The sequence below is a fragment of the Actinoplanes sp. G11-F43 genome, assembly GCF_050589265.1.
GTDB lineage: Bacteria > Actinomycetota > Actinomycetes > Mycobacteriales > Micromonosporaceae > Actinoplanes.
On sequence record NZ_JBNZCE010000019.1, the window covers coordinates 86160 to 99552 of the forward strand.

Annotated in this window: 4 protein-coding genes; all 4 read left to right on the plus strand. The window is 75.0% G+C overall.

Annotated features, from left to right (window positions below; translation table 11 throughout):
- The first annotated feature begins 548 nt into the window (after positions 1-548).
- The gene (cobO, locus tag ACQ0O7_RS23400) at positions 549-1148 is read left to right on the plus strand and encodes a cob(I)yrinic acid a,c-diamide adenosyltransferase (protein WP_430784317.1); all 600 of its coding nucleotides are present in this window, start codon (positions 549-551) and stop codon (positions 1146-1148) included.
- Positions 1142-2482, plus strand: coding sequence for a cobyrinate a,c-diamide synthase (locus ACQ0O7_RS23405; RefSeq protein ID WP_430784318.1), 1341 nt, complete (start codon positions 1142-1144; stop codon positions 2480-2482). The genes cobO and ACQ0O7_RS23405 overlap by 7 nt, the downstream gene beginning before the upstream one ends.
- On the plus strand, positions 2479-2871 hold the full coding sequence (locus ACQ0O7_RS23410) for a cobalamin biosynthesis protein (protein WP_430784319.1): 393 nt from the start codon (positions 2479-2481) through the stop codon (positions 2869-2871). The genes ACQ0O7_RS23405 and ACQ0O7_RS23410 overlap by 4 nt, the downstream gene beginning before the upstream one ends.
- A 78-nt stretch (positions 2872-2949) precedes the next feature.
- On the plus strand, positions 2950-13368 hold the full coding sequence (locus tag ACQ0O7_RS23415) for a hypothetical protein (RefSeq protein ID WP_430784320.1): 10419 nt from the start codon (positions 2950-2952) through the stop codon (positions 13366-13368).
- The last annotated feature ends 25 nt before the right edge of the window (positions 13369-13393 follow it).

The following is a 13393-nucleotide window of genomic DNA, read 5'->3' on the forward strand; positions in this document are numbered from 1 at the left end:
GTGGCGCCGGCCCGCACCGAGCGCACGTTCTCCCGATCGTGAGTGCCTGCCGGGCGGTGGGCGCCGACGCCGGCAAACGATCGTCGTCCGTGCGCGGGTGCCGGGTGCCGGCGGGGCTGCTCGGGGTCTGGGGGCTATTGCCCAGGGCGAGATGGTGACCGGGGTTAGCAGGGGGTCTCGGGATAGCCGGTGGCCTCGGAATCGCCGGAATCGCCGGGATTGCCCGGAGCGGCGGGCGTCCGGGGCGATAGGTGTTCGAGCGGCGGGAGAGCAGTGGGTGTCTGGAACGGTGGGATTCCAGAGTGGCGGGTGTCCGGAGCGGCGGGTGTCCGGAGCAGTGGGTGTCCAGAGCAGTGGGTGTCCGGAGTGGTGGGACTACGGAGTGGGGGGCGTGGCGGGGCCGGAGGACGGTGTGGGCCGCCGGGGAGTGCGTGGCGGGAGCCGCGCCGAGTTCGGTCGCCGGTCGACGTGGGGCGGGACGACTTCGGCGGGGCCCCTACGGCGTACCGGAAAAGGGTTGTTGAAACGGTGAGGAAAGGGGAGGCGACGTGCCGCAAGGGAAAGTGACGAGTGTGCCGAATGACGGGCTGACCACCCGGCAGCGGCGCCGGCAGGCGGTTTTCGCGGTGCACACCGGGGCCGGCAAGGGGAAGTCGACGGCGGCGTTCGGAATGGCGTTGCGGGCGTGGAGTGCGGGCTGGCCGATCGGCGTTTTCCAGTTCGTGAAGTCGGAGAAGTGGAAGGTGGGGGAGGAGGCCGCGCTGAAGGCGCTCGGCGAGCACGGCCCGACCCCGGTGACCTGGCACAAGATGGGTGAGGGCTGGTCCTGGATCCAGCGGGCCGGCACCGAGCGGGATCATGCCGCGGAGGCCGCCGAGGGGTGGGCACAGATCAAGCGGGATCTGGCTGCGGAATCGTTCAAGTTCTATGTGCTGGACGAGTTCACCTATCCGATGAAATGGGGTTGGGTGGATGTCGCCGACGTGGTGGAGACGTTGCGTGATCGGCCGGGCACTCAACATGTGGTGATCACCGGGCGGGACGCTCATCCGGATCTGATCGGGGCCGCGGATCTGGTCACCGAGATGACGAAGGTGAGGCATCCGATGGACGCGGGCCGGAAAGGGCAGCAGGGGATCGAATGGTGAACCGGATCGTCATCGCGGCGCCGGCCAGCGGGCACGGCAAGACGACTGTGGCGACGGGGCTGCTGGCGGCGTTCGCGCGGCGTGGGCTGCGGGTGGCGCCGTTCAAGGTGGGCCCGGACTACATCGATCCGGGCTATCACGCGCTGGCGGCGGGCCGGCCGGGCCGCAACCTGGATCCGGTGATGGTGGGGGAGGACCTGGTCGGGCCGCTGTTCGCGCACGGGTCGCGGGGTGCGGATCTGGCGGTCGTCGAGGGCGTGATGGGCCTTTACGACGGGCGGACGGGTGCCGGCGAGCAGGGGTCGACGGCGCAGGTCGCGGGCCTGCTCGACGCTCCGGTGATCATGGTGGTGGACGCGGCGGCGCAGGGCCGGTCGATTGCCGCGCTGGTGCACGGGTTCCGTAGTTTCGGGGCGGTGCGGCTGGCCGGGGTGATCTTGAACCGGGTGGGTTCGGACCGGCACGAGCGGATTCTGCGGGACGCCTGTGAGGAGGTCGGCACGCCGGTGCTGGGCGCGCTGCGCCGGGCGGACGCGGTGGCCGCCCCGTCCCGGCATCTGGGGCTGGTGCCGGCGGCGGAGCGGCGGGCCGAGGCGCTGGCCTCGGTGGACGCGATGGCCGAGCTGATCGCGGCGTCGGTGGATCTGGACGCGGTGGCGGCGGTGGCCCGGTCGGCGGCGGCGCTGTCGTTCGAGGCGTGGGACCCGGCCGTCGCCGAGCCGATCGAAAACGGTCCGGTGGTCGCGGTCGCCGGTGGTCCGGCTTTCACTTTCTCGTACGCCGAGACCACCGAGCTGCTGTCCGCGGCCGGTGCGACGGTGCTGCCGTTCGATCCGTTGCACGACGAGAGGCTGCCGGCCGGCACCCGGGCGATCGTGGTCGGCGGCGGGTTCCCGGAGGTGTACGCGAGCGCCCTGTCCGCCAACGAGCCGCTGCGCGACGCGGTGAGGAAGTTCGACGGGGTGATCGCCGCGGAGTGCGCCGGCCTGCTGTGGCTGTGCGAGTCGCTGGACGGCGCGCCGATGTGCGGCGTGCTCGCGGCGGACGCGGCGATGTCGCCGTCGCTGACGCTGGGTTACCGGGACGCGGTGGCGTTGTCCGACAGCCCGCTCGCCCCGGCCGGGACCCGGGTGACCGGGCACGAGTTCCACCGGACGACGGTGCATCCGCGGTCGGGTCTGCTGCTGTCGCCGGCGGCGGGTGCGGCGTGGGCGTGGCGGGGCGCCGATCCGGAGGGTTTCGCGACGCCCCGGCTGCACGCGTCCTATCTGCACCTGCACTGGGCCGGCCGCCCGGGGCTGGCGCACAACCTGGTCAGCGCCGCAGCCCGGTGATCGCCCTCGGGCTGGGCGCCCGCAGCGGGGTGGATCTGCCCGGTCCGGTGCTCGCCGCGCTGGCCTCGGCAGGCCTGGTTCCGGCTGACGTATCGGTGCTGGCCTCGCTGGACCGGCGGGCGGGGGAGCCGCGGGTGCGGGAGCTGGCGGCGGCGTACGGCTGGCGGGTGGCCGGTTTCCGGGCAGCGGAGCTGGCCGCCTGCCCGGTGCCGCATCCGGGCCGGGCGGCGGCCGCCGCGGTGGGCACGCCGAGTGTGGCGGAGGCGGCGGCGCTGCTGGCGGCCGGCCCGGGGGCACGTCTGATCATGCCGAAGAGGGCGCACGGGGGTGTCACCGTGGCGCTGGCTCTCTTTATACAGCCCGCCGGTAGCCACCAGGGATTTTGCTGAAACACCAGCCGATCGGGGCGTCGCTTTTCTGACAATACGTCGGTGCGATCGGGTCGGAGAATCTCCATTCTGCTTGTCGTGGTTCTGGTGCTCACTCTGTGCACCCGGCCGAACTCCGCGATGGCGGGGGTCCTGAGAACCACGGCGCAGGGTGTGCGTGCCGAGATCAACCTGCTGGGTGGGGCGCTGCCGATCACCCTGGCCGTCCCCAGCCCGGAGCGCAGCTGGACCGAGGGCGGCAGCGCCTCCTCGTCGACGCTGGCCAACCCGGGGCTGAAGCTGCTCGGCCAGTCGATCCTGTCCAGTGGTGTGATCACCTCGACGGCCGGTCCGGGCACCGGCGCCAGCGGGCGCGCCGAGTCGAGTGTGGCCGGCGCCAGTGTGCTCGGGGCGACCGGGATCGGGGTGGGCGCGGTCCGGACGGTCTGCACGATGGCCGCGTCCGGCATCTCCACCACCGTCGAGATCGCCGACCTGAAGGTGGCCGGGCAGACCATCGCCAACCCGGACGTCAACCTGAAACTGCCGGTCGGCAACCTGGCCAGTGTCTTCGTCGACCACCGGACCGCGGACTGGGACGCCACCGGCGTCTACAAGTACACGGTCCGCGCCCTGGACGTCAGCCTGCTCGGCGGCGCCGGGATCCTCAGCACGGTCGCCAACGGCAGTGTGGTGGTCGGCGAGTCGGTGTGTTCCGGCACGATCGTCCTGGACCAGCCGACCGTCACCCCGGTGTCGCTGGCGCCCGGCCAGTCCGGCACCCCGGTGGTGACCGTCGGCAACAGCGGTGACGTCGGCGCCGCCAACACCACGATCAGGATCCCCAAGCCCGGTTCCCAGTACGTCCTGGACCCGCCGACCGTGACCGGCGGTGGAACCTGCTCGACCGCGGACCCGGACTACGTGATCTGTTCCGGGGTGACCGTGCCCGGCCGGGGCAGTGTCAAGGTGTCGCTGCCGGTGAAGCTGAAGACGTCGGGTGCCGGCGGCTGGTCCACCAGCACCGGCAAGCTGATCAGCGCGGCCAGCACCCCGGTCGCCCAGGCCGGCCAGACGAAGACCCAGACCACGGCCGGCACCCTGGTCAACGCGCAGGCGGCGAGCACGTCGGGCGGCACCGTGACGGTCGGCGCGGTCACCCTGGCGGCCGGCAAGTCGGCCACCGGCACGGTCAAGGTGGCCAACCCGGGGCCGTCCGACGCCAGCGCGGTGATCACCGTGCCGATCGGCAACCGGCCGGCCGGCATCACCGTGTCCTCGGCGGACGTGGACGGCAACGCCTGCGCGGTCACCACCGCGGCGATCACCTGCTCCGGGGTGCCGATCGTGGCGGGCACCGAGGCGACGGTCCGGATCGCCACCGCCGCCGCCGTCACCACCACGGTCGGCACCACCTGGGACCTGGCCGGGGTCACCGCCGTGATGAACGGGTCCACGGTGACCGGCGCCGGCCGTCTGGTCACCGTCGGCGCCCCGGACGTCAACCTGTCCGGTGGCATCACCGTGGTCCCGGCGACCGCGATCCCGGGCGGTTCGGCGAGCACCGCCACCGTCAAGGTCACCAACGTGGGCTCGCTGACCGCCACCCCGGCCACCATCACCATTCCGGCCCCGCCCACCGGGTACGCCGTCACCGGCACCGTCTCCACCACCGGCGGCGGCACCTGCGCCACCGGGACCGGTGGGATCGACTGCACCGGGGTGACCATCCCGGCCGGCCAGTCGGTGAACGTGTCGGTGCCGGTCACCCTGGCCGCCGCGGTCACCACCCCGTGGGCGGCCACCTCGACCGCGCCGATCACCGCCTCGGCCGGTGACTCCACCGGAACCACCACCGGCACGATCGTCACCCCGTCGCCCCGGTTCACCCTGGGTGTCACCACGGACGGCCCGGCGGCCGGCACGATCAGCCCGGGGCAGACCACCGGCATCACCGCGAAGATCACCAACCAGGGCCCGTCGGACGCCGGCCCGGCCACCTTCACCGTGGTCGCCCCGGCCGGCACCCTCCTGGGCGTCCCCACCAGCACGCCCACCGGCGCGACCTGCACCGGCGGCGGGGCCACGCTGGCCTGCTCGGCGACCATCCCGGCGGCCGGCCCGGACCTGAACCTCACCCTGCCGCTGACGGTCAACCCGCTGGCCGGCACCTCCCGGCCGCTCACCGGCGGTTGTCTCAGCCTGGACAACGACGCCGTCTGCCAGTCCGGTGAGCCGGTGCTGCCGGCGATCTCGCTGCGCAGCCCGTTCACCGTCCGGGTCACCGGCACCTTCCTGCCCGCGGTGATCACTCCCGGTCAGGACGGCACCGGCCGGATCACCCTGCGCTCGTTGCAGGCGGAGAACGACCTGACCGTCACCATCCCGGCCGGCCCGGCCCTGCCGAGCGGCTTCAGCGTCCTGTCGGCCACCGCCGGCGGCACCCCCTGCACGGTCGACGCCACCGCCGTCACCTGCACCGGCGTCGGCCTGACCGCGCTGACCGGCAAGGACGTCGCGGTCCGGGTCGCGGTGGACCCGGCGGTGGTGCCACCGGCCGCCTGGACGCCTGCCGGGATCACCGTGGCGAGCGGATCGGAGACCACCACCCTGACCGGCCCGCTGGCCGCCACCGGCACGGTCGCCTACAGCCTGGCCGCGACCACCACCACCCCGGCCGACGGCACCGTCCTGCCCGGCGCCACCACCGGCCTCGGTGTGACCGTGGTGAACAACGGGCCGTCGGCGGCGACCCCGGCGGTGTTCCGGGTCTTCGCGCCGGCCGGCACCAGCTTCCCGGCCACCGGCCTGCCCGGGATCTGCCAGCGCACCCTGGACACCCTGCTGACCTGCACCGTCGCGTCCCTGGCCCGGAACGCGTCGACCGGCGCGCTGACCGTGCCGCTGGCGGTGTCCGCCAACGCCGACCCGTGGACCCCGGTCAGCGGCGGCTGTGTGGACGCCGACGGGGTGCCCGGCTGCCTCGGCTCCGGGGACCGGGCCTTCGCCGACTTCACCCTGAAGGCGCCGTTCGCGTCCCGGGTGGCGGTCACCACCGACCGCGCCGACGTGGTGCCGGGACGGACCGGGACCGCGACCGTGCACGCCAAGGCGCTGCACGGCGCGCTGTCCGGGCTGTCGGTGAGCGTCCCGGAGGCCGGGCTGCCGGCCGGGCTGACCGTCACCGGCGTGTCCAGCCCCTCCGGCGGCACCTGTGCCGGCGCGAACGGGGTGTGGGCCTGCTCCGGCCTGTCCGTCGCCGACGGCGCCACCGTGGACGTCGACGTCGCCCTGCGAGCCACCACGGGCGCGGTGCCGGGCGGCACCTGGACACCGAACCCGGTCACCGTGGCCCAGGGCGGTGACCAGCTCACCCTGGTCCCGCAGCTGGCCCGGATCAGCGCGGCGCAGACCGGCCTGGACGCCACCGTCAGCCTGACCGGGCTGAGCCCGCTGCCGGGCGGCAGCGGCATCCTGAGCGTCGGCCTGAGCAACACCGCCGGCCCGTCCGACGCGGTCGCCGTCCCGGTCACCGTGATCGCCCCGGCCGGCACCGTCCTCGGCACGCTGACCGGCACCGCCGCGCCCAGCTGCGGCCTCACCCAGGGCGACACCCGGATCGACTGCCGGGTCGACCTGCCGGCCGGTGGCACCCCGCTCACCCTCGGCGCGCAGGTGGCGATCGGCGGTGACGTGCTGTCCGGCCGGGCCCTCACCGGCGGCTGCGTCGACCTGGACGGCAACGGCATCTGCAACACCGCCGACCGGGCCATCCCGAACATCACCATCGGCACCCCGATGCAGCAGCGCGTCGACGTGGTGACCACCCCGGCCCGGATCGTGCCCGGCGAGGACGCCCTGGCCAAGCTCACCGTCACCTCCACCGGCACCGAGAACGGCCTCACCGTCACCGTCCCCGCGGTCGGGCTGCTGCCCACCGGGACCAGCGTCACCGCCGCCGTCCCGGCCGGTGGCGGCGCCTGCGACACCGGCACCGAGCCGATCCGGTGCACCGGCCTCAACGTCACCGCGGGCAGCCCGGCCGTCGTCGACCTGCGGGTCGACTCCGGCCCCGGCGGCCTGCCCGGGATCTGGACGGCCGCGCCGATCCTGGTCTCCGGCGGCGGCGAGACCGCCATCGACGCCGGTGACCTGGCCGTGGTCGGCCTGCCCCGCAGCGAACTGAGCGCGGCCGTCACGGTGCCGCCCACCGGCGCCGTGCCGGCCGGCGGCACCGCCCCGATCGGGGTCACCGTCACCAACACCGGGCCGTCCGACGCCCGCCCGGCCCTCTTCACCGTGAGCGCCCCGCTCGGCACCCGGCTGGACCCGGCCGCCACCCCGCCGTCCGGCTGCACGGTGGCCGTCACCGGGCTGCTCGCGGCCTGCGCGATCCCGCTGGCCGACGGCGCCGACACCGGACCGCTCACCTTCCCGGTGAAGGTCCCGGCGCTGGCCGACCCGTTCACCGCGCTCGGCGGCGGCTGCGTCGACCTGGACGGGGTGCCCGGCTGCGGGCCCCGCGACCAGGGCGTCCCGGACATCAGCCTGTCCGTGCCGTTCGCCCGCACCCTGTCGGTGAACACCACCCCGGCGACGGTGGTGCCGGGCACCTCCGGCACCGCCCTGCTCACCCTCAGCTCGGACCGGGCCACCCTGACCGGCCTCGCGGTCGCCGTCCCGTCCACCGGCCTGCCGAGCGGCCTCACCATCGACCACCTGGAGCTGAACGGCAGCACCTGCGCCTCCCCGTGCACCGGCATCACGGTGGCCCCGGGCAGCCCGGTCCAGGTCGGGGTGGCGCTGAACGCCGCCCCCTCGGCCACCCCGGGCACCACCTGGACGGTGCCCGGGATCAGCGTCGGCAACACCGACGGCACGCTCAGCCTGGACCGGCGGCTCGCCGTGATCGGCCCGGCCGACATCGTCGTCGACCCGTCGGTCACCATGCCCGGCGCCGCCATCGAACCGGGCAGGACCGGCACCGTCGGCGTCACCGTCGGCAACACCGGCACCTCCGACGCGCTCGGCGTCCGCTACTCGGTGATCCCGCCGGCCGGGGCCGTCTTCAGCGTGGTGCCGCCGGAGTGCGGCCGGATCGCCGGCTCCGACAAGCTGTCCTGCACGGTGGACATCCCGGCGGCCGGCCCCGACCCGGTCGTCCCGCTCACCCTCAAGGTCGGCGCGACCACCCGGCCCGGATCCACCCTCACCGGCGGCTGCGTCGACCTCAACAACGACGGCCTCTGCCTGAACCCGCCGGACACCCTGCTCGGCCCGATCGACGTGGCCACCCCGTTCGAGAGCCTGTCCCGGGTCCGCCTGGACGGCGCGCTCATCCCGCCGAACTCCAGCGGAACCGCGAAGATCCTGATCGACGCCCCGGCCGCGCCCGGCACACCGGTCACCGTGTCCGTGCCGCTGGACACCAAACCGGCGAGCATGCTGATCTCCGGGGAGACCATCGCCCCGAACGGCGGCTGCACCACCACCGCCGCCGCGATCACCTGCGCCACCACCTTCGCCACCGCCGGCACCGCCACCGTCGAACTGCCGATCACGGTGGCGAACGGGACGGCCGACGCGGTCTGGAACGCCACCGGCATCACCGTCACCCGGGACGCCGGCGAGACCGTCATCGGCGGCGGCATCCTGGCCCGCACCAGCGCGCCGCTGTTCGCCCTGACCGCCGCGGTGGACATGCCGGACGACGACACCGTCCTGCCCGGTGACGTCACCACGATCAAGGCCACGATCGGCAACACCGGCGCCGGTACGGCCACCGCCGTCCCGATCGTGGTGACCGCCCCGCTCGGCACCACCTTCACCACACCGCTGCCGGACGGCTGCGTGCGGCTGTCCCCGCTGACCACCGGTTGCGCGGTCACCCTGCCGTCCGGTCAGTCCACCGGCCTGGACCTGCCGCTCGCCGTACCGCACCAGCTCACCGGCACCGTCACCGGCGGTTGCGTGATCCTGTCCGGCAACGCGTGCGACGTGAACCTCGATCCGTTCGGCCTGCGTACCCCGCTCGCCGCGGTGCTCTCCGCGGCCGGTGGCGTGCCGGCGACGGTGACCCCGGGCCGCAGCGACACCGCCACCATCCGGCTGGACGCCGGGGCGGCCCGCGACGGCCTGACCGTCACCGTCGGCACCGACAACCGCCCGGCCGGTCTCACCATCGGCGCGGCCAGCATCGGCGGCACCGGCTGCGACGTCACCACCGACACGGTCACCTGCACCGGCGTCGACATCGGCGGCGGTGGCAGCGCCACCCTGAACCTGACCGTCGACGCCGCTCCGGACGCCCGCCCCGGTGACACCTGGCTGCCGGTGATCCGGGTCAGCCAGGGCACCCGCACCCCACCGGACGTGGCCCTGCTCCAGCGGCTCGCCGCGACCGTCGGCGCCGCCGACACCGGCGGCGGCCTGGACGTCAGCGTGCTGCCCCCGGCCGACGGCAGCGTGCTGCCGGGCGGCGAGACCGTCCTGCGGCTGATCATGACCAACCCCGGGCCGTCCGCCCTGCCCGGCGCGCTGGCCCAGGTCAAGGCCCCGGAGGGCACCACCTTCGGCGAGCTGATCGAACCCGCCTCCACCTACTGCGACAAGGCGTCGTCCACCCTGGTCAGCTGCCAGGTAGACCTGAGCGCGGAGACCCGCCGGCTCCGGCTGCCGCTGGACATCCCGGCGCCCACTGCGCCCGGCGCCACCATCAGCGGCGGCTGCCTCGACGTGGACCGCAACGGTGTCTGCGGCGCCGGCGACACCGCCATCGGATCGTTCACCCTGGGCAAGCCGTTCAGCGCCCAGGCCCTGCTCGGGGTGGCCCCCGGCAACGTCGTCACCCCCGGTGACACCGGCACCGGCGTGCTCCGGGCGGTCACCGACCGGACCCTGAGCGGTCTGCTGCTGGAGATCCCGGTCACCGACCTGCCACCGGACCTCACCGTGGTCGGCGCGACCGGCCCGGCCGGCTCGGTCTGCACCCTGACCGGCGGCATCGTCTGCACCGGCATCACCCTGCCGAACGCCACCAGCGACCTGGTCTCGGTCACGGTGCGCCCGGCCTCGTCGGCCGCCGAAGGGCTCACCTGGACGCTCAGCCCGGCCGACCCGGCCACCCTGACCAGCGCGGCCGGTGACGTCACCGAGTTCACCGGAGCCTTCCTGCGCACCGGCGCACCGGTGCCGGGGCTGAAGTTCGCGCCGTCCCTGCCGTCCGGCACGGTCACCCCGGGCACGGTCGCCCCGTTCCGGGCCCTGATCACCAACACCGGGCCGTCCGACGCGGTCGACCGCCTGGTCCGGGTCAACGCGCCGGGCGGCACCACCCTCGGCACCCCGCTGCCGGCCGGCTGCGCCACCGTCGGCACCGGCGCGCTGGACTGCCGGGTCACCCTGGCCGCCGGCGCCGCCCCGCTCACCTGGGACCTGCCGGTCCGGATCCCGGCCAACGCCGACCCGAACACCCCGCTCACCGGCGGCTGCCTGGTCGACGGCCGCAGCGACTCCTGCGGCGCCGGCACCACCCCGCTGCCACCGGTCACCCTCACCCCGGCGCTGTCCCAGGCCCTGACCATCTCGGCGGTCAGCCCGCCGGAGATCAAACCGGGCCGCACCGGCACGGTCACCGTCCGGATCGCGGCGACCAGGGCCCGCAGCGGCCTCGGCGTGACCATCCCGCTGTCCGCGCTCCCGGCCGGCATGAGCATCGTCCGGGCCCAGGCCGGCAGCCGGCTGTGCACGGTCGGCGCCAACACGGTGAGCTGCGCCGGCCTGGACGTGACAGCCGGCGGGAACATCGAGATCACGCTCAGCGCCGAACTGCGCGACACCGCCGAACCGGGGGCGACCTGGACCCCCACCGTCGCCGTCGTGGAGGGCGCGCAGACCGCCGCCAAGACCCTGCGCGCGGCCACCGTCGGGGTCGCCGACACCGTCCTCGGCGTGGCGGTGGAGACACCGGACCCGCAGACCCTGCTGCCCGGCGACGCGGGCACCCTGACCGCGGTGGTCACCAACACCGGCAGCTCGGCCGCCCGCGGCGTGCAGTACACCTTCTTCGCCCCGTCCGGCGTCACCTTCCGGGCTCCGGCCGCGGTCACCGGAGTCACCTGTGCCACCGCCCCGTCCGGCGTACGGGTGGACTGCTCGATCGACGTCAGCGGCAACGCCCGGACCCGGGTCGCCCTGCCGATCACCGTCGCCCCGGGCGCCGACGTGCGCACCCCGCTGACCGGCGGCTGCGTCGACACCGACCGCAGCGGCACCTGCACCGCCGCCGACACGGCCATCCCGCCGATCCAGCTCCGGCAGGCGCTCGCCGACCGGCTGCAGATCACCGGCGTACCGGCCACCGTGGTCCCGGGCGGCACCGGCACCGGCGTGGTCCGGGTGACCAGCAGCACCCCGATCACCGGCGCCACCGTCACCGTGCCGCTGGCCGGCCTGCCGGCCGGATTCACGGTGACCGCGGCCAGCGGCCCGGCCGGATCGGCCTGCGACCGCACCGCCATCCGGATCCAGTGCACCGGCGTCAACCTGGCGGCCGGCGCCACCCCGGCCCTGTCGGTCACCACCGGGGTCGGCCCGGCGGTGGTGCCCGGACTGGCCTGGGCCCCGGCCGGCGTGGTCGTCGCGCACGGCGGTGAGACCGTCACCGGCCTGGCCCGGCTGATCGAGGCCGGCACCCGGACCGCCCCGGTCACCTGGTCGGTCACCGGCGCCGGCGGCAGCGCCGCACCCGGCGCGTCCCGCACGGTCACCGTCACCGCCGCCAACCCGGGACCGTCCAGCGCCACCGGCGACACCGTCTCGGTGGTCGCGCCCACCGGCACCGCGTTCGGCGCCCTGGCCGGCCCGGCCGCCCGCGACTGCCGGGCCACCGGCGGGCGGGTGCTCACCTGCACCGTCACCCTCGACCCGGGCGCCACCGTCAGCTGGGACGTGCCGCTGACCGTGAACACCGACGTCACCGGCGGGCAGACCCTCGGCGGCGGCTGCGTCTCGGCCGACGGCGACGCCGAGTGCGGTGGCCCGAAGGACACCGCGTTCGCCCCGATCACCGTGGCCCAGCGGCTGCGCGACAGCGGCACCGTGGTCCTCGGCGGCGCGGTCGTCCCGGCCGGCGCGACCGGCACCGCGACGATCACCCTGTCCTCGACCGCCGACCTCACCGGGCTGACCCTGACCGTGCCGCTGGACAGCCTGCCGGCCGGCTTCACGGTGGCCGGGGCGACCCTCGACGAGAACCCCTGCCAGGTCGGCGCCACCGCGATCACCTGCACCGGCATCGACCTGACCGCCGGCGCCGCCCGGGTGCTCGGGCTGAACGTGAGCGTGCCGTCCGGCACCGAGGGCGCCACCGAATGGCGGGCCACCGGGGTCACCCTGGCCAAGCCGGGCGGCGCCGCCGACGACGTGATCACCGCGGCCGGGGTGCTGGTCAGCGCCGGCGCCGGCGGGGGGCCGTCGGTCTCGGTCAGCATCGGGAGCTGGTCCCCGGCCACCCCGGCCCGTGGACAGACCAGCACCCTGCCGATCACCCTGGCCAACGCGGGACCGGGCGCGGCCGGCCCGTACGTGCTGACCGCGGTCCTGCCGTCCGGTGTCACCCGCGGCACCCTGCCGTCCGGCTGCGCCGAGGGCACCACCGCCCGGATCGTGATCTGCCGGGTGCCGCTCGCCGCCGGGCAGTCGTCCACCCTGCGGCTCCCGGTGACCGTCGGCTCGGGCGCCACCGAGGGCGGCCGGCTCACCGGCGGCTGCCTGGACCAGGCGCTCACCACCGAACAGCGGTTCGACCTGGCCTGCGGCAGCGAGTCGGACCTGCCGCTGCCGGACCTGACCGTCGGCCGGCACGACGTGGACCTGGAGATCGGCTACCAGGGTGGCACGGTGCCCGCCCCGTCCGGTGGCACGCTGGTGGTGAAGATGCCGTACGGCAACCGGGGCAGCAAGACCGCCGCCCAGGTCAAGTTCAGCATCGTCCCGCCCGCCGGGGTCACCGTCGCCGGGGTCTCACTGACCACCGGCGCGACCGGGGAACGGTTCCGGGCCGCGGCGTCGACAGTGGTCGCCGCGACCTGCCGGGCGAACCCCATGCTGGCCACCAACGCGGTGCTCTGCGACGCGCCGGACTCGGCCGCCGACTCGATCAGCGACGTGTCGGTGACGCTCAAGGTCGGTGCCGGAGCCCAGAACGGACTCCAGCGGATGGCGGTCACGGTCAGCGCCACCGACGCGGACGGTTACATCGCCGACAACTCGGTGAACGTACCGATGATGGTCTCCGGCACCGCCGACGGCGGCGACGGCGGCAACGGTGACGGCGACACCGGGGACGGCGACCAGGGCGAGGACGACGCCGGCGGCGACCTGCCCACCACCGGCGCGCAGATCTCCGGCATGGTCCTGCTCGCCACCATGATGGTCGCCGGTGGCCTGGGCATCGTGGTGGTGGTCCGGGAGAACGCCCCGCCGGCCCGGCACCGCCCCGGGCGGCACCGCGCCTGAGCAGTCCCGGGGGGGGGGGGGGGGG

Coding starts and splice junctions, on each gene's coding strand:
- ACQ0O7_RS23405 (WP_430784318.1), top strand. CDS start 1,142: ATGGTGAACCGGATCGTCATCGCGGCGCCGGCCAGCGGGCACGGCAAG.